The organism is Pseudoxanthomonas sp., from assembly GCF_036845285.1.
In the GTDB taxonomy this organism is placed as follows: Bacteria; Pseudomonadota; Gammaproteobacteria; order Xanthomonadales; family Xanthomonadaceae; genus Pseudoxanthomonas_A.
The window spans coordinates 84,528-109,087 of record NZ_DAIUEE010000003.1; the positions used below are offsets into that span (position 1 = coordinate 84,528).

Genomic DNA, 24,560 nt, shown 5'->3' on the forward strand with positions numbered 1-24,560 from the left:
GATGAGCGCCCCCACCGCCATCCATCCCAGCGCCGTCGTCGATGCCGGCGCGACGCTGGGTGAAGGCGTACGCATCGGTCCGTTCGCCTATGTCGGCCCCGAGGTCGAGATCGGCGACGGCACCGTGATCGGCCCGCACTGCACGATCACCGGCCCGACGCGCATCGGCCGCGACAATCATTTCGTCGGCCATGTGGCCGCCGGCGGCGACCCGCAGGACAAGAAGTTCAAGGGCGAGCGCGTCGAACTGGTGGTCGGCGACCGCAACCAGGTGCGCGAATTCGTCACCCTGAACCGCGGTACCGGCAGCGGCGGCGGCATCACCCGCATCGGCAGCGACAACATGCTGCTGGCCTATACGCACGTGGCGCACGACTGCATCGTCGGCAACCACTGCGTGTTCTCGAACAACTCCACGCTGGCCGGCCACGTCACCATCGAAGACTGGGTGATCATGAGCGGCTTCGCCGGCGTCCACCAGTTCTGCCGTGTCGGCGCGCACGCGTTCATCGGCATGGGCGTGCTGCTGAGCGGCGACGTGCCGCCGTTCACGATGGTCGCGGGCGAGGCCTCCGGCCGGCCGCGCGGCATCAACAGCGAAGGATTGAAGCGTCGCGGTTTCGACGCCGACCGCATCGCCGCCATCAAGCGCGCCTACCGCACGCTGTACGTCGCCGGCCTGCCGCTGGCCGATGCCAAGCAGCAGCTCGCCGAACAGGCCCAGGCCAGCGACGACGTGAAGGCGCTGCTGCACTTCATCGAAAGCGGCGAACGGCCGCTGCAGCGGTGAGTGCCGGGAATCGGGAAGTGGGACTCGGGAATGGTCAAGACGGCTCTTCGTCCGCCCCCCTTGCCCGCTCCCCTTCCTATTCCCCCTTCCCGATTCCCGCCACGCGTGGCGTACGCATCGCGCTGTGCGCCGGCGAAGCGTCGGGCGACGGCCTGGGCGCGGGCCTGATCGCGGCATTGCGCCAACATCATCCCCACGCGGAGTTCGCGGGCATCGGAGGTGATGCGATGCGCGCCGCCGGCTGCGAGACCTGGTTCGACGCGAACGAACTGGCGGTGATGGGCCTGGCCGAAGTGCTGCGCCACCTGCCGCGCCTGTTGCGCCTGCGCAAGGCGTTCCGCCAGCGTGTGCTGGACTGGAAGCCGGACGTCTACGTCGGCATCGACGCACCCGACTTCAACCTCGGCATCGAGCGCTGGCTGAAACAGCGCGGCGTGCGCACCGTGCACTACGTCAGTCCGTCGGTGTGGGCGTGGCGCGAGAGGCGCGCCGAGAAGATCGGCCACAGTGCCGACCGCGTGCTGTGCCTGTTCCCGATGGAACCACCGATCTACGCGAAGCACGGCGTGGATGCGCGCTTCGTCGGTCATCCGATGGCCGACGACATCCCGTTGCAGCCGGATCGTGCGGCGGCCCGCGCCGCACTCGGCCTGCCGACCGATGCACCGATGCTGGCGGTGCTGCCCGGCAGCCGGCTCGGTGAAATCGGGCGGCTGGCGCCGGCTTTTTTCGAAGCGGCGCGCCAGGTGGCCACTCAGATTCCGGACCTGCAGATCGTCGTACCCGCGGCCAACGCAGCGTGTCGGCAAGCACTGGAAGCCCAATTCGCCGCCCACGGCGCCGATGCTGCGTGGCACCTGCTCGACGGACACGCGCGCGAGGCGATGATCGCCAGCGACGTCGTGCTGCTCGCCTCCGGCACCGCGACGCTGGAAGCGATGCTGTGCAAGCGGCCGATGGTGGTCGGCTACCGCATCGCGCCGCTGACCTACCGCATCGTCAAGGGATTGGGCCTGCTGAAGGTCGAACGCTACGCGCTGCCCAACGTGCTGGCAGGCGAAGACATCGCGCCGGAACTGATGCAGGACGACTGCACGCCCGCGCAGCTGTCTGCGGCCGTGCTGCGGTGGTTCCGCGAACCGGGGGCGGTCGCCGGCCTTCAGCCCGTCTACCAGCGGCTGCACGAGCAACTGCGCCAGGACGCATCGGCGAGCGCGGCCGATGCGGTGGCGGAACTGATCAGTCACTCTGTAGGAGCGACGTAAGTCGCGACCGCGAACCATGACAGCCGCTGCTTCATCAGCATCCTCCAGACAACGTCCCTCTGTATCTGTTCATGCGACGAGCGGACTCTCCGTGGATGTCGTTTCCCCTATCGCGACTTACGTCGCTCCTACAGGGTGCATCGTGCGATGACGTCGGCTTCACTGTTTCCCGATCCTGTCGTCCGCCTGATCGCGGGCGTGGATGAAGCGGGCCGCGGCCCCCTGGCCGGACCGGTTGCCGTCGCGGCGGTGATCCTCGACGCATCCCGGCCCATCGCGGGACTCAACGACTCCAAGCAGCTCAGCGAAGCGAAACGCGAAGCGCTGTTCCCGCAGATCCAGGAACGCGCGCTCGCCTGGCACGTGACCTTCGTCGAGCCGGACGAGATCGACCGCCTCAATATCCTGCAGGCGACGATGGAAGGCATGCGCCGTGCGGTCATGGCATTGCAGCCGTTCCCCGAACTGGTCCGCATCGACGGCAACCGCGCGCCGAAGGGGTTGAACTGCATGGCGGAAACGCTGGTCGGTGGCGACGCCATCGAGCCGGCGATCATGGCGGCATCGATCCTGGCGAAAGTGTCACGGGACCGCCTGATGGTGCAACTGCATGCGACGTTCCCGCAGTACGGCTTCGACGTCCACAAGGGCTATCCCACGCCCGCGCATCTTTCGGCACTGACGCAGCACGGTCCGTGCGCGCACCACCGGCGCAGCTTCGCGCCCGTGCGCAAGGCGCTCGACCGGCGCTGACATCGCGCGCGACCACCGCGTGACCATCGGCATGGTGTCCATGGTCACGATGGCTTCCAGCAGGCGCGTGCCTGCGCTCCCACCGGCACCATGGCCCTGCATCCCGCGCGCCATCACGCACGGGAGCCCTCTTCCCCCACGAGGCGCGCCGCCATGACCCAGATGAACACCGCTGTTCCATCCCCTTCCCCCACGCCACACCGTGTCGACGACGCGCGCGTGCAGCTGTTGCGCAGCCTGCTGGCGGATCGCGACTGGTCGCAGGCGTCGACCCTGCGCCAGCGCCTGCTCCAGGCGCTGATGGCCTTGCTCGACCCTGCTCTCCCCTCGCTCGATGAAGCCGCCTGGCTACTGGTCGCCGACGAGACCGCGCGTTACCTGGACTTCCGCCGCCTGCGCGCCATCGAAGCGCAACTACGCGGGTGCGCGCCCGGGGCGCTGCACTTCACCCGCGCCGACTGGGAAGCCGCCCGCACTGCCGAAGCCGCACTGGCGTCGCACCTGCGGCAGGTCCGTTCCAGCAGCTATGCGCCGGAACCTACCCCGATGTTCCGCATCCACTGATCCTCCGGGCGCGTCCCACGTCGTCGCGCCCTACCCCGCCCGAGCCCTCGGGTTTTCCCCTATGCCGCCTTTCCCCGGGCGGCCTTTTTTTGTCCCGTACGGCCCGTTCCGCGACGCCGGAATGTCAAGCCTTGCCCCTCCCCACCCCCGCCGGTACGCTGCCCCGACAGCATTCTGGGCCGGCATGTCTTCCCGTTTCGTCCACCTCCACCTGCACACCGAGTTCTCGCTCGCGGATTCGATCATCCGCGTGCCCGAGAAACCGGACCATGCCGACCCCAGGAAAGCCAAGCAGGCCAACCTGCTGAGCCGGGCGGTGGAACTCGGCATGCCCGCACTGGCGGTGACCGACCGCAACAACCTGTTCGCGCTGGTGAAGTTCTACAAGGCCGCCGAGGGCGTAGGCATCAAGCCCATCGCCGGCGCCGACCTGCTGGTGGCCGACGGCAACGACGCGCCATGGCCGGTGACGCTGCTGTGCCGCGACCGCGAAGGCTACCTGTCGCTGTCGCGCCTGCTGTCGCGCGCATGGATGGAAGGGCATCGCACCGATGGCGTCGCGATCGACCCGGACTGGCTGCGTGCCGACCACCATGGCCTGTTCGCGATCATGGGACGGCAGAGCCTGGCCGGCCGGCTGGCACTGACCGGCCGCCATGACCTGGCCGAACAGCATCTCGCCGACTGGCAGCGCGCGTTCGGCGACGACCTGCACCTGGAACTGACCCGCACGCAGCGCGATGGTGAAGAGGCCTTCAACGCCTTCGCCCTGCATGCCGCCGGGTCGCGCAGCCTGCCGGTGATCGCCAGCAACGACGTGCGCTTCCTGTCGCCGGACGATTTCGACGCGCACGAAGCGCGCGTCTGCATCGCCTCCGGGCGTGTGCTGGACGATCCCAAGCGTCCGCGCGAGTACAGCGCCGAGCAATACATGAAGTCGGCCGAGCAGATGGCCGACCTGTTCGCCGACGTGCCGGACGCGATCGACAACACGCTGGCGCTGGCGCAGCGCTGCAACATCGAGATGCGGCTTGGCACCTACTTCCTGCCCGCCTATCCGGTGCCCGACGACGAGACGCTGGACAGCTGGATCCGCAGCCAGTCGCACGACGGCCTGAAGGCGCGCCTGGACAAGAATCCGCTGGCGCCCGGGCATACCCGCGAGGACTACGAGCAGCGGCTCGACTTCGAGCTGGACACCATCTGCAAGATGGGTTTCCCCGGCTACTTCCTGATCGTGGCCGACTTCATCCAGTGGGGAAAGAACCACGGCATCCCGATCGGTCCCGGCCGTGGCTCGGGTGCCGGCTCGCTGGTGGCGTGGGCGCTGCAGATCACCGACCTGGACCCGTTGCCGTACGGCCTGCTGTTCGAGCGTTTCCTCAACCCGGAACGCGTGTCGATGCCCGACTTCGACATCGACTTCTGCATGGACCGGCGCGACGAGGTGATCGACTACGTCGCGCGCAAGTACGGCCGCGACCGCGTCAGCCAGATCATCACCTACGGCACGATGGCGGCGAAGGCGGTAGTGCGCGACGCCGGTCGCGTGCTCGGCTTTCCGTACGGCCTGGTCGACGGTGTCGCCAAGCTGATCCCCAACATCCTGGGCGTGACGCTGAAGGATGCGATGGGCGAAGGCAACAGCGAGGCGGCCTCGCAGGAACTGATCGACCGTTACCGCGACGAGGATGACGTCCGCGACCTGATCGACCTGGCGCGCCAGCTGGAAGACCTCACCCGCAACGCCGGCAAGCACGCCGGTGGCGTGGTGATCGCGCCGTCGCCGCTCTCCGACTTCTGCCCGCTGTTCGCCGAACACGACGAAGGCGGTCGCGGCAAGAACCCGGTCACCCAGTTCGACAAGGACGACGTGGAAGCCGTCGGCCTGGTGAAGTTCGACTTCCTGGGCCTGCGCACGCTGACGATCATCGACTGGGCGGTGAAGGCGATCAACGTGCGCCATGCGCGCGCCGGCGTGCCGCCGGTCGACATCACCACCATTCCGCTGGACGATGCCAGCGTCTACCGCGACGTGTTCGCCAACGGCAACACCGGCTCGGTGTTCCAGTTCGAATCCACCGGCATGCGCCGCGCGTTGAAGGAAGCCAAGCCCGACCGCTTCGAAGACCTGATCGCGCTCAACGCGCTGTATCGCCCGGGTCCGATGGACATGATCCCGTCGTTCGTCGAGCGCAAGCACGGCCGCGAGGAATTCGAGTATCCCGACCCGCGCACGCGGACCATGCTGGAAGAGACCTACGGCATCATGGTCTACCAGGAGCAGGTCATGCAGATGGCGCAGATCGTCGGCGGCTATTCGCTGGGCGGCGCCGACCTGCTGCGCCGCGCGATGGGCAAGAAGGTGCCGGCCGAAATGGCCAAGCACCGCGAGATCTTCCGCGAGGGTGCCGCCAAGGGCGGCGTGCAGGAGCGCAAGGCCGACGAAATCTTCGACCTGATGGAGAAGTTCGCCGGCTACGGCTTCAACAAGTCGCACGCCGCCGCGTACTCGCTGGTCGCCTACCAGACGGCGTGGCTGAAGAAGCACTATCCGTCCGAGTTCATGGCCGCCACGCTGTCGTCGGACATGGACAAGACCGAGAAGGTGGTCGCCTTCCTTGATGAAGCGCGTGGCCTGGGCCTGAACGTGCTGCCGCCGGACGTGAACCATTCGGACTTCATGTTCGTGGCGACCGACGCGAACACGGTGCGATACGGCCTGGGCGCGGTGAAAGGCGTCGGCCAGGGCGTGTGCGAAAGCATCGCCGAAGCGCGCCGCGAAGGCGGAGCGTTCCGCGACCTGCTCGATTTCTGCAAGCGCGCCGACTCGTCCAAGCTCAACAAGCGCGCACTCGAAGCGCTGATCAATGCCGGCGCGCTGGATGCGCTGGGCCGCAACCGCGCGTCGCTGGCGCTGCAGCTGCCGGAAGTGCTGAAGGCCATCGACCAGATCAGCAAGAACCGCAATGCCGGCATCGTCGACATGTTCGGTTCCAGCAGCGGCGGCGACGACATCCATGTTGAACTGTCCAACACCGATGAATGGCCGCTCATGCAGGTGCTGCACGGCGAGCGCGAGACGCTGGGGCACTACCTCAGCGGCCATCCGATGGACCCGTACCACGACGACCTGCGTTCGCTGGTCGGCAGCGACCTCAGCGAACTCGACCGCATCTGGTCCAGTTCGTCCGGCGGCGACAAGAAAGGCTGGCGCCCCGAGGTCAATGCGATCGTGGCGGGCCAGGTGGTCGGCATCCGCCGCAAGGGCGACAGCCAGGTCTTCGTGCAGTTGGAAGACGGCCGCGGCCGCATCGAATGCAGCGCGTTCTCCGATGCGCTGGCCGAGTTCGGCGCGCTGATGACGCGCGACCGCGTGCTGGTCATCAAGGGCGGCCTGCGCGAGGACGAATTCAGTGGCGGCTACAGCCTGCGCATCCGCCAGGTGTGGGACTACGCCCAGTTGTGCCAGCAGCATGCGCAGCGTCTGCAACTGCGCCTGGACCTGCGCGTACCCGGCCTGTGGGAGCGCGTCGACGCCCTGCTGGCGCGCCATCGCCCCGGCGGCACGCCGCTGCGCCTGGACCTGCTGATGGCGACCCCCGACGCGGCCATCGCCGGCATGCTCGACCTCAACGGCCAGAAGGCGGTGCGCGTGGATGCGGAGCTGCTCGACGCCCTGCGCTCGATGCCCGGCGTGCGCGCGGCCAAGCCCGCGTTCCATCGTCCGTGGGCGAACTGACGCGCCGCGTGCGCGACGCCAAGGCCCTACCCCCCCGTACGTGACCAGCGGACGGCTTCGGCTACACTTCCCCCCTTTCCGGCCCATGGCCCGCAGATGAATCCGAACTACCTCGATTTCGAACAGCCCATCGCCGATCTGGAAGCCAAGATCCAGGATCTGCGCGCCGCCAGCACCGGCCCGGCGGTGAATGTCGATGCCGAGGTCCATGCGTTGCAGGACAAGCTGCGCGTGCGTACCGCACAGATCTTCCGCGACCTGTCGCCGTGGCAGGTCTCGCAGCTGGCCCGCCATCCGGCACGGCCGTACACGCTGGACTACATCAAGGTGTTCTGCGACGAGTTCCAGGAACTGGCCGGCGACCGCGCGTTCGCCGACGATTCCGCCATCGTCGGCGGCCTGGGTCGCATCGATGGCCGCAGCGTGATGATCATCGGCCACCAGAAGGGCCGCGACACCAAGAGCAAGATCGCGCGCAACTTCGGCATGCCGCGCCCCGAGGGCTACCGCAAGGCGCTGCGGCTGATGAAGATGGCCGAGCGCTTCAAGCTGCCGCTGCTGACCTTCATCGACACGCCGGGCGCGTATCCGGGCGTGGGGGCGGAAGAGCGCGGCCAGTCGGAAGCCATCGCGCGCAACCTGATGGAAATGGCCGAACTGAAGATCCCGATCATCTGCACCGTGATCGGCGAAGGCGGCAGCGGCGGCGCGCTGGCGATCGGCGTCGGCGACCGCACGCTGATGCTGGAATACGGCACCTACTCGGTGATCTCGCCCGAAGGCTGCGCGTCGATCCTGTGGAAGGACGCCGCCAAGGCCAAGGACGCGGCGGAACAGCTCGGCCTCACCGCCAAGCGCCTGAGCGCACTGGGCCTGGTCGACAAGGTGGTGCGCGAACCCATCGGCGGCGCGCACCGCAATCCGCGGCAGATGGCCGTGCGCCTGAAGGCCGTGCTGTTGAACGAACTGCACGCGCTGGACCAGCTGCCGGTCGATCAACTGCTGCAGAAGCGCTACGAGCGCCTGCGCGGTTACGGCGCCTACGAAGCCGCGTGAACCGGCACGCCATGGCCTGATCCACGCACGACCATGACGTACCGTCGCGCTCCATGGGGATGGAGCCGGCGCCACATCGCTTTGCAGCAGGGGGAAGCGCAATGAGCGAGTCGATCGACCGCATCAACAGGAAGACCATGACCACCGCATCGGTGGTCACCCACTACGCACGTCCCTGGGAACTGAGCCGGGCGGAACAGGCCACGTTCGACCGGGTGGCCGCGCAGGCCAAGGACCAGCCCATCCTCGACCTTGGCGTGGGCGGCGGACGCACGGTGGAGGCTCTCCGCCGCATCAGCCACGACTACTTGGGCATCGACTACAGCCAGGGCATGGTGGACGCCTGCCGGCAGCGGTTCCCGGACGTCAGGTTCGAACTCGCCGACGCACGCGCACTATCGAACGTTCCCGATGCGTCGATCTTCCTGGCCGTGTTCAGCTGCAACGGCATCGGCATGGTCTCGCATGCCGACCGCCTGCTGATCCTGCGCGAAGTCCAGCGCGTCCTGCGCCCCGGCGGCTTCTTCCTGTTCTCCACCCACAATCGAAACTCACCGGAATTCCGGCGTGGCTTCCTGTTCCCGCCGTTCGACTGGTCGTTCAATCCGTTGCGCCTGGCCGTGCGTTCGCTGCGCTTCACCGGCGAAACCGTACTGCGCTTCCGCAACCGGCGGCAGCATCATCCGCATGAGATCCATACCGAGGACTACTCAGTCATCAACGATGTCTGCCACCACTACAGCACCATGCTGTACTACCTGACGCTGGACAAGCAGCGCGAGCAACTGGTCGACGCCGGCTTCGAAGCCGATGCCGAGGCCTACGGCCTGGATGGCCAGCGCGTCCACGACGGCACGACGGACGACTCGATCGCACTGATCGCACGCAAGCCGACGCTCTCGCCGGGCTGAGGCATGCCGGGGCGCCTCCTGCGCCCACGTGCGATCCGACGCGCCGCCTGGTTCCCCGCTCAGAGCGACTTGAGGAAGTCCACCAGCGCGCGCCGATCCTCGGCGTTCATGGCCTCGAACCGCTGCTTTGCCGCCGTTCCCTGCCCGCCATGCCACAGCACGGCCTCTTCCAGCGTCGCCGCGCGGCCATCGTGCAGGTAGCGCACGTTCGGATCGATCGATGTCGCCAGGCCCAGGCCCCACAGCGGCGGCGTGCGCCATTCGCGTGCGGTGGCGCGGCCTTCGACGTAGGTGTCGGCCAGGTCTGGCCCCATGTCGTGCAACAGCAGGTCGGAGTACGGACGAATGGTCTGGTAGCGCAGCTCGACGAAACGGTGGTGGCCGGTCCGCAGTTCCGGCACATGGCAGGTGCTGCAACGCGCCGCCTCGAACAGCTGCGCACCGCGCTTGACGCGCAACTGGCGCGCACGCGCCTGCGTGTCCTGCTCCAGCGGATTGTCGAAATCGCGGCGCGGCGGCACGCCCAGCAAACTCAGGTAAAGCGTGGTCTGGCGGATGTCGTCCGTCGTCAGTTTCGCGCTGCCGTTGTCGACCTGCGCGCACGCCGTGCCCTGGCTGCCGCGTGCGCATTCCAGCGACGGCATCAGCGGCGAGGTGACGCCCATGTCGGTGTTGAACGCCAGCGAGGCCTGCTGCTCCAGCGTGGCGGCCGCCGCCTTCCAGCCGAAGCGACCCACGCGGCTGGCGCCTGCATCGCGCGCGTCGGCAACGATCTGCAGCCGGCCGGCCACGCCATCGGGATCGCCCTGCTGCGCCAGCGCCAGGCGTTCCAGTTGCTGCTCTGGCACCGCTTCCAGCAGGCCAAGGCCGACCAGCGAAGGCGCAACGCGCACGGACAGGGCGGTCGGCAACGCCAGCGGCTGGCCTGCGCGATCGCGCAGCGCATAGTTCGGCCGGCGCAGCACGTAGCCGGTGCCATCCGCGTAACGGCCGGGACGCTCGGTGTATCCGGCCAGCACCAGCTCGGCTTCGCGCCCATCGATGTTCGCACCCGCCGCGCGATACGTGCCTTGCTGCAGGCGCAGGCCGAAGCGCGCATCGGGCGCCTGCGTACCCGCTCCTGCCACGCCGATGAACACGCCCAGGCGGTCCAGTGGTGCACCGACCACGGGCGAACTGCGTCCGTTCCCGGTATGGCAATCCACGCAGCGGGTCTGCGAAAAACGGGGAGCCGTCTTGCCGGCATGCGCGCTGAAAACGGTGTTGCTCTCTTCCGAATGCCGGCCGCTGGCGAAGGAGGTGTGGATCAGCCGCCGCCCCTCCGCCCAGGGCTGCATGTTGTAGCCGGCGATGTTGTGCGAGGCCTGCTGCAGCATGCGGAACGGTTCGCTGGAGGTGTCCTCGTGCAGCGTCATCCACGGGCCGGCCGACAGCGCGTCCACCGGCATCGCCAGTGAGTCCAGCGGCCGCTGCACGCCATGGCCCGGACCGCGGAACCACGACACGATGCCGTGCGATCCCGCGCGGTACACCAGCGCCTCGGCGTAGTAGTTGAAGCGGCCGATCACGTCAGGATTGCCGGCCAGGAAGATACCCAGCTCGAACTCCACCAGGTCGCCCTTGCGCAGCGGGCGATGGGACTCGTTGGCGGCGGTGCGGATTTCCTTCACCAGCACGAAGGCGTTGCCCGGCGCACCGGCCGGCGGCGTGTAGTTGCCGTTCGGGTCCTGTCCCAGCTGCGCGTAGTTGGCGACCGGCGTCTGCGCCGCCACGCCGCCGGGCAGCACTTTCATCCCGCCATTGTCGGCATACAGCGCCACCGAGGTCGGTTCCAGCGGATCCTCGCTGCGCCGGCCGATGTAGCCATGGCGGAAGTTGGTGCCGTACCAGTAGTGCTGCGGCTTCACTACCACGGTCAGCACGCGCTGCTCGCCCGAGGTGCCGGGCACGGCATCGTCGTAGATCAGGATCTCGTGCGTGCGCCGTTCGAAGTAGTGCGGCGGGAACACCTGGTAGCTGTCGTCGACGATCGGCTCGCGCGCATGCCGGTCGCGCACGCGGCCGCCGACGTGCGTGACCAGCGTGCCGTCGTCCTGCGTGTAGTGGACCGGTGCGGCATCGTCGGGCCACAGCAGCGGCTGGTAGCTTGCCGATGGCGGCACCGGCGGCGGTGGAGGCAGCAACGGCTGCGAACCGTTCTGGCGGATCGGCTGCGGCTCGCCCGCGCCGAGGTGGAACTGCTGGGCGGGCACGGCCGCGCAGGTGAGCTGCTCGACCGAGGCGCCCGCCACGGTCGCTGCGCCGACGATGGCCAGGCACTTGCCGCTGTTGACGTTGACGATGCGGTAGCGATCGCTGGCATCGATGCGCTGCAGGCGGAAGCGCTGCGCGCCGCTGCCGTTGTCCTCCCATTGCTGTACGACGACATGGTCGGCGTTCGACGCGGCAGGAATGTCGGCGGACTTCTGCGTGGCCAGATTGCGCAGCCGGTACTGTCCGGTGGCGGTCTCGATGATGTCGAAGAACTGCCGATGCAGCGTCGCGTCGCAGGTCGACTGCGCCAGCGGCGTGCCGTTGGCGGTGTTGCCGTCGCGGACTTCGATGCACAGGCCGCTCAATGCGCTGGCGATGCGGTAGCGGCCCGGCGGCACGGGATCGACGTTGATGTTCTGCGGCACCGCCTGGGCTTCGGCGGCAACGGCGACTGCCCGCGCACCACCGCTCACGCCTTGCGCGGACGCGGACACAGGACGTGCCCGGCTCCAGAACGGTGCATCGCCCGCCTCGTCGGACGGCGCGGAGCATGCCGCCAGCGACATCACGGCGAGCAGGGACAGCACCGGCGCGCGCAGGCGCCGGACGAACGCGGAGGAATACATCAGGCACCGACTCCGTGGGGGACGCGTGGGGAAAGTCGGCAGCACGCTCGCTTCTTTCCCCGAAGCGGAGGTGCGCCATCCGGTGGCAGGAAGCCGCATGGTCGCAGAGCCGTCCCGCACATGGCTGTGACCGCCACCGCACATTGCTGCGCAGGGCACGCGCATACCGGTCACCTTGCGATGCTGGCGCACGTCGCGCCGATGACGGATGCTTGGCGCTCCGCCACGGCGCCACTTCCTTCGCATGAGCCCACTCCTGCTGCTGACCTATGCCGTACAGATCGCCTGCTGCGTGCACGTGGTGCGCACCGGACGCCCCTTGTACTGGGTCTTCATCCTGCTGGTGTTCCCGTTCCTCTCGGCGATCATCTACGTCATCGCCGAGGTCCTGCCGGACCTGCGCAACAGTCCGTCGGCGCGCCGCACGGTGCGCAATGTCCGCAGCCGCATCGATCCCGACCGCGACCGCCGCGATGCGGCCAAGCTGCTGAAGGCGTCGGATACGCCGGAGAACCGCCGGCGCCTAGCCGAGGAAAGCCTGCGCAGCGGCGACTACGCGCATGCGTCGGAGCTCTACGAGCACGCATTGAAGGGCCTGTACGCGACCGATCCCGACCTGATGCTCGGGCTGGCGAAGGCGCAGTTCGGCCTGGGCGACTCCGCTCGGGCGCGCGCGACGCTGGACGCGCTGATCGCCGCGAATCCCGGCTTCCGTTCCGCGGAAGGCCATCTGCTGTACGCGCGCGCGGTCGAGGACACCGCCGACGCGGCCGCCGCCATCCACGAGTACGAGGCCGTCGTGCAGGGCTATCCGGGCGAAGAAGCCCGCGCCCGCTTCGGCCTGCTGCTGAAGCGCCAGGGCGAACACGCCCGCGCACGCGCCGTGTTCCAGGAAATCCTCGATCGCTCCGACGCGGCGCCGCGCTACTACCAGCGCGAGCAGCGCGACTGGATCGACGTGGCGAAGCGCGAACTCGCGGCGTTGCCGCACACCTGAGCCGCCTCAGTACAACTGGGCGACGACCTTGCCGGTGAGGTCCTCGCGCCGCGTCATCGGCTGGAGCCGGCTGTCGACGCTGTTGTCGCGATTGTCGCCCATCATGAAGTAGTGGCCTTCCGGCACCCGGACCGGCGCGAACGTCAGCGCGTAGTCCGTGCGGACGTTATCTCCCGCCACGTAGGGTTCCTCCAGTGCGGCACCGTCGATGTGCACCGTGCCATCGACGATCCCCAGCGTTTCACCCGGCAGGCCAACGATACGCTGCAGCCACACCTGGCCCTCGTGTTCGGGCACGAACAGCGTGACCACGTCGCCGCGTTGCGGCGCATGCGTCGTGTAATAGCCCGCACGCGTCAGCAGCACCTGCTCCGGCACGATGCCGGGCAACATGCTGGACGAGGGCACGCGGTACAGGCCATGCCCCAGGATGCGCTGGCGTGGGTCCAGCGAACGCGCGCCGAACGGATTGAACGCATACATCGCCAGCGAAGCCGCAGGAATGAGGACGATCGACGCGATGAGCACGCAGACGATGGAGCGACGCAGGCGGGACATGTTTCCTGGTGACAGCCGTGAGGTGGCGGCCAGCTTGCCGCAGATCCGCCTGTTCCGCACCTTTCCGGCCGGGACGTCTCCTTGATCGCAATCAAGGCGGATGCGGCGGAAGGGCGCGATCCTGCCATCGCGGCGTGCTACGCCGCGATGCCGGGAGACGACATGAACCTGCTTTCCCTGCCCTGGTGGTGCCTGCCAACGGCCCTGTTCGTCCTGTCGCTCGCCACGGTGCTTGGCATCAACCGGTGGCGCTTCCACCGCAACGGCGCCAGCCAGCACCTGGTGCTCGGGATGTTCGTATCGGCCTGCTGGATAGCCGCGATGGTCGTGATCCTGCAGCGCGTGCAGTAGCCGGCCGCCTGCGTGGCGCGATCGCCGGCCATCGCGTCATCGACAGGGTCGCCGCACGCCGGATCAGACCCCGTCGATGCCGTGTTGCCGTGACGGTGCGACCGGCTGCATATCAGCGCGCTCGCCGCTAGCATGCACGCATGCTTCGCCCCGACGCCCCTTCGCTCGCCGTGCCGCCGCCACCGCTGGCAGGGCGCGTGTGGGTGGCCTTCAGCGGCGGACTGGATTCGACGGTGCTGCTGCATCGGCTGGCACAGGACCCTGCCGTGCGCAGGCAGGGACTCCGCGCGATCCACGTGCACCACGGACTGCACGCGGACGCCGACGCCTGGGCCGCGCATTGCGAAGCGCAGTGTGTGTCGCGTGGCGTACCGATGCAGGTGCATCGCGTGCGCGTGGACGCGGCGCACGGCGAAGGTGTGGAAGCCGCAGCGCGGCATGCACGCCATGCTGTCTTCATGCAGGCCATGCAGGCGGGCGACATCATCGCGCTCGCCCATCACCGCGACGACCAGGCGGAGACCTTCCTGTTGCGCGCACTGCGCGCGTCCGGTCCCGAGGGTCTGGCCGCGATGCGTCCGTGGCGCGCATTCGGCGCGGGATGGTTGTGGCGACCGTTGCTGGACATGCCCCGTTCCGCGCTGGAGGCGTATGCACGTGCGGCGTCGCTGTCGTGGATCGAGGATCCCAGCAACGCGAGCACCGCCTTCGACCGCAATTTCCTGCGCCACGAGGTACTGCCGCTGTTGCGGGCACGCTGGCCGCATGCGGATGCCGCGTTCGCACGCAGCGCCGCACTGAATGCGGACGCGGCCGGGTTGCTCGCACGACAGGATCGCGAACTGCTCGCCCGCGCGGCCACCGCCGATCCCGCCGCCTTGCAGGTCGGGGCCTTGCGCGACGCGTGCGTCGCCTCGCGTGCACGCGCGCTGCGACACTGGATCGATAGTCTGTCACTGCCTCCGTTGCCTGCCGAAGGGGTGGCCCGGATCGACGCACACCTCCTCGACGCACGGGCGGACGCACACGCCGAGTTCGCCTGGCATGGCGCGATCGTGCGGCGCTGGCGGGGGCTGCTGCATGCCGAGCGCCAGCGCCCGGCGTTGCCGGACGGCTGGCAGGCCGATTGGGACGGCACGGCGCCACTCGCGCTTCCCGATGGCGGCATCGTCAGTCTGGAGGAGCAAGGTGCGCCATTCGAGGTGCCCCTGCGTCTGACCGCGCGGCGCGGCGGCGAGCGGATCGCCCTGCCCGGCCGCGCGCACCGGCATGCGCTGAAGGACGTGCTGCAGTCGCTGGGCATTCCGCCATGGGAGCGACGCCAGCTGCCCCTGCTGTGGCGGGGCGACGCGCTGTGGGCCGCGGGCGACCTGGTCCTGTCGGCCGAGTGCGATGCGTGGCTGCGGGCGCGCGGCGCACGGCTGCGCTGGCAGCGCGGCTGAACGCACCTTGCGTTTGACCTGACCGCGGGCGATCCCCACACTTGCCGCATGGCCAAGAAGACCCCCGCAGACGCATCGCCCGTCGCCCATTTCGAGCAGTCGCTGGACGAACTCGAGCAACTGGTCGAGAAGATGGAACACGGGGACCTGACCCTGGAAGCATCGCTCGCCGCCTACGAGCGCGGCGTCGGCCTGTACCGGCAATGCCAGGCGGCGCTGGAACAGGCCGAACTGCGCGTGCGCCTGCTCAGCGATCCCGAACGGCCGGACACCGGCGACGCGTTCGCGCCCGCACCCGATGGCCGCTGATCCCCGCTTCGCCGCCTGGGCGGCGGGGCTGGAAGACCGTCTCGACCGCGTGCTGCCGCCGGCCCTCGCGGCCCCGCAACGCCTGCATGCCGCCATGCGCCACGCCGTGCTCGGTGGCGGCAAGCGCATGCGCGCGTTGCTCGTCCATGCCAGCGGCACGCTGCTGCAGGCGGACGAGCCGACGCTGCACGCACCTGCCATCGCGGTCGAACTGATCCACGCCTATTCGCTGGTACACGACGACCTGCCGGCGATGGACGACGACGACCTGCGGCGCGGCAAGCCGACGGTGCACGTCGCGTTCGACGAGGCCACCGCCATCCTCGCCGGCGATGCGCTGCAGACGCTGGCCTTCGAACATCTCGCGACCGCGCAGGCCGATCCAGCGTTGCGCGTCGCCTGGCTCGCGACACTGGCGCAGGCGTCCGGTGCCGGCGGCATGTGCGGGGGCCAGGCACTCGACATCGATGCCACCGGCACGCGGCAATCGCTGGACGAGCTGCAGCGGATGCATGCGCTGAAGACCGGCGCCCTGATCCGCGCCGCCGTGCGCATGGGCGCGCTGGCGGGCGGTGCGGATGCCGCTTCGCTCACGCGGCTGGACGATTTCGCCACCGCGCTGGGCCTGGCGTTCCAGGTACGCGACGACATCCTCGACATCGAGGCCAGTTCCGAACAACTCGGCAAGACGGCCGGCAAGGACGTGGCGCAGGCCAAGTCGACCTATCCCGCCCTGCTCGGCATGGACGGCGCGAAGGCGAAGCTCGCTGAGCTGGATGCCCGCATGCGCCAGGCACTGGCGCCCTACGATGACCGCGCCGATGCGCTGCGCGCGCTCGGCGACCTCGCGATCCACCGCTCGCACTGAGCCGGACGCATGAAAAAAGCCCGGCGATGCCGGGCTTTTTCCTTCCCTGCGGCGATCGCTTACTTGATCAGGCGCAGCGCGAACGGGTAACGGTACGACTCGCCATTGTTGGCCTTGATGCCCGCGATGATGCACAGCACCAGGTTGGCGATACCGACCAGCGGCATCAGCAGCAGGCCGATCAGGACGAACGCCAGGATCCACGAGATCACGATCGCGATGAACACCGTGATCTGGAAGTTCAGCGCTTCCTTGGACTGGTCGGTGACGAAACCCTTGGAGGCATCGTCCTTGCTGACCAGCCAGATGATCAGCGCGCCGATGGGGCCGGTGATGATGCCGAGCAGGTGGGCCAGCAGCGCCATGGTGCGCTGGTCCTGCGGTGCATCGCCGACGGTCGGCGGAGGTGGTGCGGTGACGTTGTCGAATTCGCTCATGCGGGATTCCCCAAGGGTGGTAGTAGGGCTGTCGAGTACTGCGGCTCCGCCGCAGACTCCGCTCGCCAAGCATAACGGCAATCCATGGCGCGGCGGGTCACGGACGGTCCCGTGAGGGGTCGTGGCGCTATTCGCCTGCGACTGTCATGCGGCCGACCAGGATCGACCCGACGCCCACGTGGGACCGCCGGTCGACATCGCGGCCCACGGCTTCGATGCCGGCGAAGATGCCCTTGAGGTTGCCGGCAATGGTGATGCCGTCGACCGGATAGGCCAACGCGCCGTCCTCGACCCAGAAGCCGGCCGCACCGCGCGAATAGTCGCCGGTCACGCCGTTCACGCCCTGCCCCATCAGCTCGGTGACCAGCAGGCCCGTGCGCATGCCGCCCAGCAGGTCGTCGAAGCCCCCCGCATTGGCCTTCACCTGCAGATTGTGGACGCCGCCGGCGTTGCCGGTGGTCTGCAGACCGAGCTTGCGCGCCGAATAGCTGCCCAGTACGTAACGCTCCAGCACGCCGTCGCGGATGAGGTGCGAGCGCCTGGTCGCCACGCCCTCCGCATCGAAAGCCGACGAGCGCAGCCCGCGCGGCAGCAGCGGCAGTTCCTCGATGGAGAACCAGTCCGGAAAGATGCGCTGGCCGGCATGGTCGAGCAGGAAGCTGGCCTTCCGGTACAGCGCGCCACCGGAGACCGCACCCAGCAGGTGCCCGACCAGCGAGCGCGCGACATCCGCCGAGAACAGCACGCGGTACTCGCCGGTGGCCAGCGAACGCGGCTGCAGCCGCGATACCGTCCGCTCCGCCGCCTTGCGGCCGATCGATGCTGGATCGTCCAGTTCCAGGTGCGACAACGCGGTGCTGTACCAGCCATCGCGTTGCATGCCGTCGCCCTGACCGGCGATCAGCGCGCAGCCGAGTGTGTGCTGGGTGTCGCGCTCACGGCCGATGAACCCGTGGGAGTTCGCGTAGACCGACAGGCTTTCGCCGCTGCCGACGGACGCGCCATCGGAATTCTCGATGCGCGCATCGGCATCGCGCCCCGCCGCTTCGCAGGCGAGCGCGAGGTCCACGGCGCGGTCCGTGTCGAGTGCCCACGGATGCCAGACGTCCAGATCCGGGAAGTCGTGCGCCATCAGCGCCGCATCGGCGAGGCCGGCCGCATCGTCGTCCTCGGTATAGCGCGCGATCGCGCAGGCCTGCGCCACGGTGGCTTCCAGGCTTTCCTCGCGCAGGTCGGCCGTGCTGGCGCTGCCCTTGCGCTGGCCGAAGTACACCGTGACGCCGATGCCGCGGTCGCGGGTGGACTCGACGGTCTCTACGTCGCCGAGGCGTACGTTGACGTTGAGGCCGGTTTCCTCGCTGCAGCTCACCTCGGCCTGGGTGGCGCCATGCGCACGCGCGCGCTCCAGCAGGCGCTGCGACAGCGCCTCGAGGCGGTCCAGCCGGGCCAGGCTCTCGTCGGGGGATGTCAGGGCGGTGGCGTTCAATGCTTTATCCTTGTGTCCTGTGATCCGCGCCAGGGCGCCGGATCGGCATTTGATCAGGCTTCCGCACGAGGCGGCGGAAGCGAAAGAGAGGCTTCACCATGCGCGGACGCGACCCCGAAACCGGCGAATTCCTTGGCCCCAGCCGCACCCAGCAACGGGGCGAGGCGCTGGAGATCCGCAGCCTGGCCGAAAAGCTGGTGGCGCTGCCGGCCGCGCAACTGGCGCGCCTGCCGATTCCCGAAGACCTGATGCCGCATATCGTCGAGACGCAGCGCATCACCTCGCACATCGCGCACAAGCGCCAGTTGCAGTTCCTCGCCAAGCAGATGCGGCGCGAGGAAGACGAAGTGCTGGAAGCGATCCGCGATGCGATGGACGAGGGCGGCGACGCGGCGCGTCGTGAAACCGCGTTGCTGCATCGTGCCGAGCAGTGGCGCGACCGCTTGCTGACCGATGGCGACCAGGCGCTGGCGGACCTGCTGGACGAATTCCCCACGGCCGACCGGCAGAAGCTGAGGCAGCTGGTGCGCAATGCCCTCGACGAGCGTGCGAAGAACAAGCCTCCGCGCGCGTTCCGCGAGCTGTTCCGCGAAGTGCGCGATGTGTTGTCTGCGGCCGACGTGCGGGACACCGACGAAGACGACGCTCCTTAGCCCCTCTCCCTCCGGGAGAGGGGTTGGGGTGAGGGTACGGCGGAGTCCATGATGCGCATGCCGCGTGGACTCCGCCGCACCCTCATCCGCCCTGCGGGCACCTTCTCCCGATGGGAGAAGGGACAGCCAGGAACGCATCACGCCTTCGTCCCACCTACCGTCAGCCCATCGATCAGCAACGACGGCTGGCCCACGCCGACCGGCACGCTCTGGCCGTCCTTGCCGCAGATGCCGACGCCCTGGTCCAGGGCGAGGTCGTGGCCGACCATCTTCACCTTCTGCATCGTTTCCGGGCCATTGCCGATCAGCGTGGCGCCCTTGACCGGCGCGGTGATGCGGCCGTCCTCGATCAGGTAGGCCTCGGTGGCCGAGAACACGTACTTGCCGCTGGTGATGTCGACCTGGCCGCCGCCGAAATTGACCGCGTACAGACCCTTCTTCACCGAGCGGATCATGTCTTCCGGATCGTCCTGGCCGGCCAGCATGTAGGTGTTGGTCATGCGCGGCATCGGCAGGTGCGCGAACGATTCGCGTCGTCCGTTGCCGGTCGGCGCCATCCCCATGAGACGCGCGTTTAGCGAGTCCTGCATGTAGCCCACCAGCACGCCATCCTCGATCAACGTCGTGCAGCGGGTCGGCATGCCTTCGTCGTCGATGTTGAGCGAACCGCGCCGGCCCGGCAGCGTGCCGTCGTCGACGATGGTGACGCCCTTCGATGCGACCTGCTGACCGATGCGCCCGGCGTAGACGCTGGTGCCCTTGCGGTTGAAGTCGCCTTCCAGCCCGTGGCCGACGGCTTCGTGCAGCAGCACGCCCGGCCAGCCGCTGCCCAGCACCACCGGCATCACGCCGGCAGGCGCATCGATGGCATCGAGGTTCACCAATGCCTGGCGCAACGCTTCGCGCGCGAGGTCATCCGGTTTGCCGTCGGCGAACAGTTCCGCATAGCCGTAGCGACCGCCCATGCCGGCATAGCCCGATTCGCGGCGGCCGTTCTGCTCCACGATCACCTGCACGTTCAACCGCACCAGCGGACGCACGTCGGACGCGAGCACTCCGTCGCTGCGCGCGACCAGTACCGTGTCGATGCCACCGGAGAGGCTGACGGTCACCTGCTGCACGCGCGGGTCGGCCGCACGCAGCAGGCGGTCCACCGCGCGCAACGCCTCGACCTTGGCGTCGTTGCCCATCGCATCGATCGGATCGTCGCTGGCGTACAGCGCGCGTCCGCCGCTGCGCACCAGCGCTCGGGGCGCATGCGCGGCACCGTCGCGGGCGATGGCGCGCGCGGACTTCGAGGCATCGAGCAACGCCTGCGCGTTGATGTCGTCGGAATACGCGAAGCCGGTCTTCTCGCCGGAGATCGCACGCACGCCGACGCCCTGCTCGATGGAATGCGCGCCGTCCTTGACGATGCCGTCCTCGACGGTCCAGCTCTCGCGGCGGGCATGCTGGAAGTACAGGTCGCCGAAATCGATGCCCGGCCCCAGCAACGTGCCGAACGCCCGGTCGAGGCCGGAGGGATCCAGTCCGGCGGGCAGGAGAAGGCGGGTTTCGGCGAGCGAGATCGGCAGGGTCATGGTCATCACAATGGGGGCGGAAGACGGCGGCGGCAAGCGCAGGCGCAGGCGCACGCAGGCGTCACGGCGCGCCGGCGCTGTCGGTGCGGTCTTCGCCGGCACGGGCGCGCGACTGCTCGCGGCCTACCACTTCGACCTTGGGCGACTTCCAGGGGCCGGTGACGCGGTAGGTCTTCGCGCCCATTTCGGCGAGCGGCTTCTTCAGCACCGCGTTGGCCACCGCGCCCACCGCCGCGCCGATGGGGCCAGCGGCCACCGCGCCGACGGCAGTCAGCACGTTGGCGGATTTCGGCTTCACGTCGACGGTCTGGTCGAATTGCTCGGTACGCAGGTCGGTATCGCCGCGGATCAGGATCTCGGCGGCCGGGCCATCAACCAGCAGATCGTCGCTGCGTGCCAGCCCGCCATCGATGCGGATGTCGCCGGCGATGCGGTTGAACGCGAAACCCTTGGAGAAGAAATCGCTGAAATCGAGCATCAGCCGGCGTCGCACTTCGGCCACGCTCAGCAGGCCCAGCACGCGGCCGGCGCCGGGTTCCACTTCGAGCAGGTGGCCGTCGCGCACGGCGAGCGTCACGCGACCTTCGACGGCCGACAGGCGGAACCCGGCAGGGCTGCCCGGCCAGGCAGCGTCTGCGGTGATCTGGCCATGCCCGCCGCCGACGCGATCGCCCAGGCCCAGGTCGTCCAGCAACACGCCGAAATTCTCGCTCTTCACCTCCGCCGCGAACTGCGTGCGCGCCGCGTTGCCCGTACCGGTCCACTGGCCGCGCACATCGATCTGCTGGCTGGGCGAGCGCAACTGCAGTTGTTCGACATGCAGGCCATCGCCCTGCTGGCGGGTGCGCAGCTTGGCGGTACCGAGGCGCGCATCACCGAAGCGCAGGTCGTCGATGTCCAGCGAAAGCGGTGGAACCGCAGCGGGATCGATATCGTCGGTGGTGCTGCGTGCGCCCGCATCGACCGTTGCCGCGATGCCTGCCGGCGCCTTGCGCCAGTGCACGCGCGCCAGCTTGCCGACGACCGGCGCGCCCTTCGCATCGGGTACCAGCAGCGCACCGGACAGCGCCTGGCCATCCAGCGACACCGCCAGCGCCTGTTGCGCGGGTGCCAGTTGCAGGCGCGTGTCCGGGAAGGAGGAACCGATCATCAGCAGGCGCTCCGCCGTGACGTCGATATGGCGCAGCGGAAGGCCATCGCCCTCGCCGCCTCCCTTGGCCACCGCGATCCATTCCATCGCATCCAGCGTCCCGGTGCGGCCGGTCGCCACCAGGCCCGACGCCGGCGGCGCGTCCTTCACCTCCGCGCTCCCCAGCACGACGCGTACACCGGTCTGGCCATTCTGGTTGCGCGCACGCAACGCCAGCACATCACCGAAGGCGACGTCGATTTCGCCACTGCCCATCGGCAGCGGCGCATGCACGGTGGTCGCCAGCGCCGTTGCCGCGGACTTGCGCAACGGCGCGGGCAGCAGCATCGCCGTGCCGACCAGGTCCGATGTCAGGTCGAGCTGCGTCGGCGCCGCGGCTGCGCCTGCCGCGGTACGCGGAATACTCACGCCGACCGTCCATTGCGAACGGCCGTCCATGTACGGTTTCAGCCACGCCATTTCGGGTGCGCGATCGAGCAGGCGGTCGGCGTCCACCACCGCCGACAGGTCGGCTTCGAAGGCCTGGGTGCGATCGCGCGTACCGCTGCCCGCACGCAGGCCCAGCACGCCCGGCAGGCCGTCGTGCACGACCTGCAACGGCCCCGATGCGAATCCGCCATCGTCGTAGCGCGCCTTGCCGCGCACGTCGTCGAACACCAGGTCCCAGCGCGTCTCGGACAACCGCGCGCCCTTCAGGTCTACGCTGCCCGCCAGCTTCCTGCGTGCCTGCTCGTCGGCATGCAGCGGCTGCAGCAGGTCGAACGTCGCCGCCACCGGCCCCTTGGCCTGCAGGTGGTCCAGTGTGTCGCCGTAGGTCTCGTGCAGTGGACTCTGCCGTAGCAGTGCAAGCAGGCGACCGGCATCGGTGTCGGTCCGCGCGGCGATCTTCAGGTCGCCCTCGCCGAAGTCCGCGATGCCCGCCTGGAATGCAGGGATCGCGACATCCGCCAATGTGCCGCGTCCTTTCAGTTCGAACCCGTTGCCGATGAAGGCGATGTCCGCGTCCACGTGTTCCAGCTGCGGCCACTCGGGCTGGAACTTGAACTGCCCCTGCTCGATGTGCGCCACGGCTTCGAAGCGGCCGTCGCGTTGGGTGAACGGCCAGTCGTCCAGGTCGCCGCTGACGATCGCACGCCCCTGGCGCACGGTGCCGCCGATCAGTGCACCATTCAGCCAGTCGACCGCTGCCTTCGGCATCTTGTGGTGGATCCAGAATCCCTTGGCCACCGGCACCGGCGCATCGGCAAGGTCCGCCGCGATATCGATCCATGGCCGCGTGCCGTCGCCCTGGAACCACAGGCCGCCGCGCACGTCGGCCGCGTACTCCTTGCCCTGCACGTGCAGCGCGCTGGTGCCGACGCGCCAGCCATTGCCTTCGCGCCAGCCGAGTACATCGCCCCGCAGGTTCACCTCGTGCACCACCGCGAATCCGCTGGGCCAGTCGAAGCGCATCGCCGCCGCGGGATCCAGCGTCAGCCGGAAGCCGTCGGCATCACCGGCGAAGTCGCCCGCCAACCCGCTGAGTCCCGGTGCATCGCCGACCGCCTTGAACGACATGTCGCGCAGTTGTCCTTCCGCATGCAGCGCGCCATCTTTTCGCCCGGCCATGGTCAGGCGCGCGAGCCGCGCACCCGGCCGCGCCTGCACCAGCCAGCGACGCAGGCCGGAGTCGACCCTGTCGCTGAGCCCCAGCACCGCGAGCAGCGGTGCGGCGTCCACTTCATCGGCCAGCAGTGCGTAACGGTCGCCGCCCGCCAGCACCAGTCCATCCAGCGTCTGCACGGCAGGCGCCGTGCCTACCCGCAGTCGCGGCGCGTCCAGCCGCCAGCCGCCGGCTATCAGCCGCCAGCGCATGCGCGCTTCCATCTGGTCGAACGCGATGTGCATGGGCGCGGTGGAATCCGGCAGCGGTGCACCACGCAGGCCGACCTGGCGCAGGTTCGCATCGGCAGTCACCAGCACCACGCGGTGCCGGCGCAGTTCCGTCCACGCCTGCACGCGACCCTTGCCGCGTTCGGCAACCACGCCGGCATAGCGCAGCAGCGGCGCCCACGCACCGATATCGTCGGCGGCCACATCGAGGTATGCGCGGCCGTCGCCGGCCTTGCGATCGAAATCCACCGCCACGTTCAGCGGCGCGGCATCGGTACGAATCCATGCACGCGTGCCGGCGCGCACGCGATCGCCCTGCACACGCAAACGCAGGTCGATCTTCGGCAGGCGGATGTCCCAGCCCAGCGATGGCGCGACGATGGCGAGCCGGCCGCCGATGACCTGCAGCTCGCCGAGTCCTTCGAGGCTGCGCAACGGGTCCGCATTGGCCTGCTGCTGTCCCGGCAGGCCGCGCACCACCCATTTGCCATCGTCGCCCCGTTGCAGCGTCAGCGACAGGCCGCGCAGGCGCAACTCGGTAAACGAGCGTCCCGGCAGCAGGCCACCGTACATCGACAACAGCACTTCTGCCTGGCCGACGCGCACGCCGGCATCGCCTTCGCCCAGGCGAAGGCCATCGAGCTGCAGCAACGGGCCACGCCGCGTCCACTGCGTCTTCACCGCGTCGAAAGCCACCGGTTGGCCCGCGCGCTCGCTGAGCCATGCGGCGATGCGGTCCGGGTGCCGTTCGGCCAGCGGAAACACCTGGCTGGCCACGCCGAGCACCACGGCCATGCACACCAGTACCACCGCGATGCCATAGAGGGCACCGCGGCGAACCAGGCGCAGGCGACGGCGCAGCGGCGTGGGCATCAGCTCGCTTCGCTCGCGGTGATT

19 protein-coding genes are annotated in these 24,560 nt (G+C 68.9%); 13 read left to right on the forward strand and 6 right to left on the reverse strand.

The genetic code is table 11. The features are described from left to right. Nucleotide 1: 1 nt before the first annotated feature. The 7 genes from lpxA to V7060_RS05090 all read left to right on the forward strand — a co-directional run bounded on the left by lpxA (nucleotide 2) and on the right by V7060_RS05090 (nucleotide 9,081). Nucleotides 2-790: an acyl-ACP--UDP-N-acetylglucosamine O-acyltransferase gene (gene lpxA, locus V7060_RS05060; protein WP_334178167.1), complete on the forward strand. Its 789-nt coding sequence runs from the start codon at nucleotides 2-4 to the stop codon at nucleotides 788-790. A gap of 17 nt (nucleotides 791-807) precedes the next feature. Continuing rightward, nucleotides 808-2,055, forward strand: coding sequence for a lipid-A-disaccharide synthase (lpxB, locus tag V7060_RS05065; RefSeq protein WP_334178168.1), 1,248 nt, complete (start codon nucleotides 808-810; stop codon nucleotides 2,053-2,055). A gap of 147 nt (nucleotides 2,056-2,202) precedes the next feature. Further along, entirely contained in the window at nucleotides 2,203-2,808 is a 606-nt protein-coding gene (gene rnhB, locus V7060_RS05070) for a ribonuclease HII (protein WP_334178169.1), read from the forward strand. 153 nt (nucleotides 2,809-2,961) lie between these two features. After that, a complete protein-coding gene (locus V7060_RS05075; RefSeq protein ID WP_334178170.1) occupies nucleotides 2,962-3,372 on the forward strand; it encodes a hypothetical protein in 411 nt (136 codons plus the stop codon). Between the two features lie 184 nt (nucleotides 3,373-3,556). Further along, a complete protein-coding gene (dnaE, locus tag V7060_RS05080) occupies nucleotides 3,557-7,114 on the forward strand; it encodes a DNA polymerase III subunit alpha (protein WP_334178171.1) in 3,558 nt (1,185 codons plus the stop codon). Between the two features lie 96 nt (nucleotides 7,115-7,210). Further along, nucleotides 7,211-8,170 (forward strand): acetyl-CoA carboxylase carboxyltransferase subunit alpha, encoded by a 960-nt coding sequence (locus V7060_RS05085; protein WP_334178172.1) that lies wholly within the window; start codon nucleotides 7,211-7,213, stop codon nucleotides 8,168-8,170. A gap of 101 nt (nucleotides 8,171-8,271) precedes the next feature. Next, a complete protein-coding gene (locus V7060_RS05090; protein WP_334178173.1) occupies nucleotides 8,272-9,081 on the forward strand; it encodes a class I SAM-dependent methyltransferase in 810 nt (269 codons plus the stop codon). 59 nt (nucleotides 9,082-9,140) lie between these two features. Here the strand turns inward: V7060_RS05090 and V7060_RS05095 are convergent, their stop codons facing one another. Continuing rightward, the gene (locus tag V7060_RS05095; RefSeq protein WP_334178174.1) at nucleotides 9,141-11,960 is read right to left on the reverse strand and encodes a di-heme oxidoredictase family protein; all 2,820 of its coding nucleotides are present in this window, start codon (nucleotides 11,958-11,960) and stop codon (nucleotides 9,141-9,143) included. A 244-nt stretch (nucleotides 11,961-12,204) separates the two neighbouring features. On the opposite strand from V7060_RS05095, the gene V7060_RS05100 reads away from it, so the two are divergent. After that, on the forward strand, nucleotides 12,205-12,957 hold the full coding sequence (locus V7060_RS05100) for a tetratricopeptide repeat protein (protein ID WP_334178175.1): 753 nt from the start codon (nucleotides 12,205-12,207) through the stop codon (nucleotides 12,955-12,957). A 6-nt stretch (nucleotides 12,958-12,963) separates the two neighbouring features. Here V7060_RS05100 and lepB read toward each other — a convergent pair whose 3' ends face one another. Continuing rightward, complete coding sequence (lepB, locus tag V7060_RS05105; protein ID WP_334178176.1) at nucleotides 12,964-13,515, reverse strand: signal peptidase I; 552 nt, start codon at nucleotides 13,513-13,515, stop codon at nucleotides 12,964-12,966. 81 nt (nucleotides 13,516-13,596) lie between these two features. Here lepB and V7060_RS05110 point away from each other — a divergent pair, with 81 nt between their 5' ends. The 4 genes from V7060_RS05110 (at nucleotide 13,597) to V7060_RS05125 (ending at nucleotide 16,485) form a co-directional block, all read left to right on the forward strand. Beyond that, nucleotides 13,597-13,866, forward strand: a complete 270-nt coding sequence (locus tag V7060_RS05110) for a hypothetical protein (RefSeq protein ID WP_334178177.1) — start codon at nucleotides 13,597-13,599, stop codon at nucleotides 13,864-13,866. 140 nt (nucleotides 13,867-14,006) lie between these two features. Beyond that, on the forward strand, nucleotides 14,007-15,308 hold the full coding sequence (gene tilS, locus V7060_RS05115) for a tRNA lysidine(34) synthetase TilS (RefSeq protein WP_334178178.1): 1,302 nt from the start codon (nucleotides 14,007-14,009) through the stop codon (nucleotides 15,306-15,308). Between the two features lie 48 nt (nucleotides 15,309-15,356). Then, on the forward strand, nucleotides 15,357-15,617 hold the full coding sequence (locus tag V7060_RS05120; RefSeq protein ID WP_334178179.1) for an exodeoxyribonuclease VII small subunit: 261 nt from the start codon (nucleotides 15,357-15,359) through the stop codon (nucleotides 15,615-15,617). Then, nucleotides 15,607-16,485 carry a polyprenyl synthetase family protein gene (locus V7060_RS05125; RefSeq protein WP_334178180.1) on the forward strand — a complete coding sequence of 293 codons (879 nt, stop codon included), beginning with the start codon at nucleotides 15,607-15,609 and terminating at the stop codon, nucleotides 16,483-16,485. Before V7060_RS05120 ends, V7060_RS05125 begins: the two co-directional genes overlap by 11 nt. Before the next feature lie 59 nt (nucleotides 16,486-16,544). Here V7060_RS05125 and V7060_RS05130 read toward each other — a convergent pair whose 3' ends face one another. Both V7060_RS05130 and pmbA read right to left on the reverse strand, forming a co-directional pair. Continuing rightward, nucleotides 16,545-16,922 (reverse strand): DUF4870 domain-containing protein, encoded by a 378-nt coding sequence (locus V7060_RS05130; protein ID WP_334178181.1) that lies wholly within the window; start codon nucleotides 16,920-16,922, stop codon nucleotides 16,545-16,547. A gap of 127 nt (nucleotides 16,923-17,049) precedes the next feature. Continuing rightward, entirely contained in the window at nucleotides 17,050-18,408 is a 1,359-nt protein-coding gene (gene pmbA, locus V7060_RS05135; protein WP_334178182.1) for a metalloprotease PmbA, read from the reverse strand. Nucleotides 18,409-18,506: 98 nt separating this feature from the next. Between pmbA and yjgA the strand changes: the two genes are divergently transcribed. Further along, nucleotides 18,507-19,061, forward strand: a complete 555-nt coding sequence (yjgA, locus tag V7060_RS05140) for a ribosome biogenesis factor YjgA (RefSeq protein WP_334178183.1) — start codon at nucleotides 18,507-18,509, stop codon at nucleotides 19,059-19,061. A 137-nt stretch (nucleotides 19,062-19,198) separates the two neighbouring features. On the opposite strand, the gene tldD is transcribed toward yjgA, so the two are convergent. Further along, nucleotides 19,199-20,647 (reverse strand): metalloprotease TldD, encoded by a 1,449-nt coding sequence (gene tldD / locus V7060_RS05145; RefSeq protein WP_334178184.1) that lies wholly within the window; start codon nucleotides 20,645-20,647, stop codon nucleotides 19,199-19,201. A gap of 55 nt (nucleotides 20,648-20,702) precedes the next feature. After that, on the reverse strand, nucleotides 20,703-24,536 hold the full coding sequence (locus tag V7060_RS05150) for a YhdP family protein (protein ID WP_334178185.1): 3,834 nt from the start codon (nucleotides 24,534-24,536) through the stop codon (nucleotides 20,703-20,705). Nucleotides 24,537-24,560 lie beyond the last annotated feature (24 nt).

Coding starts and splice junctions, on each gene's coding strand:
- lpxA (WP_334178167.1), top strand. CDS start 2: ATGAGCGCCCCCACCGCCATCCATCCCAGCGCCGTCGTCGATGCCGGC.
- rnhB (WP_334178169.1), top strand. CDS start 2,203: ATGACGTCGGCTTCACTGTTTCCCGATCCTGTCGTCCGCCTGATCGCG.
- V7060_RS05075 (WP_334178170.1), top strand. CDS start 2,962: ATGACCCAGATGAACACCGCTGTTCCATCCCCTTCCCCCACGCCACAC.
- dnaE (WP_334178171.1), top strand. CDS start 3,557: ATGTCTTCCCGTTTCGTCCACCTCCACCTGCACACCGAGTTCTCGCTC.
- V7060_RS05085 (WP_334178172.1), top strand. CDS start 7,211: ATGAATCCGAACTACCTCGATTTCGAACAGCCCATCGCCGATCTGGAA.
- V7060_RS05090 (WP_334178173.1), top strand. CDS start 8,272: ATGAGCGAGTCGATCGACCGCATCAACAGGAAGACCATGACCACCGCA.
- V7060_RS05095 (WP_334178174.1), bottom strand. CDS start 11,960: ATGTATTCCTCCGCGTTCGTCCGGCGCCTGCGCGCGCCGGTGCTGTCC.
- V7060_RS05100 (WP_334178175.1), top strand. CDS start 12,205: ATGAGCCCACTCCTGCTGCTGACCTATGCCGTACAGATCGCCTGCTGC.
- lepB (WP_334178176.1), bottom strand. CDS start 13,515: ATGTCCCGCCTGCGTCGCTCCATCGTCTGCGTGCTCATCGCGTCGATC.
- tilS (WP_334178178.1), top strand. CDS start 14,007: ATGCTTCGCCCCGACGCCCCTTCGCTCGCCGTGCCGCCGCCACCGCTG.
- V7060_RS05120 (WP_334178179.1), top strand. CDS start 15,357: ATGGCCAAGAAGACCCCCGCAGACGCATCGCCCGTCGCCCATTTCGAG.
- V7060_RS05125 (WP_334178180.1), top strand. CDS start 15,607: ATGGCCGCTGATCCCCGCTTCGCCGCCTGGGCGGCGGGGCTGGAAGAC.
- V7060_RS05130 (WP_334178181.1), bottom strand. CDS start 16,922: ATGAGCGAATTCGACAACGTCACCGCACCACCTCCGCCGACCGTCGGC.
- yjgA (WP_334178183.1), top strand. CDS start 18,507: ATGCGCGGACGCGACCCCGAAACCGGCGAATTCCTTGGCCCCAGCCGC.
- tldD (WP_334178184.1), bottom strand. CDS start 20,647: ATGACCATGACCCTGCCGATCTCGCTCGCCGAAACCCGCCTTCTCCTG.
- V7060_RS05150 (WP_334178185.1), bottom strand. CDS start 24,536: ATGCCCACGCCGCTGCGCCGTCGCCTGCGCCTGGTTCGCCGCGGTGCC.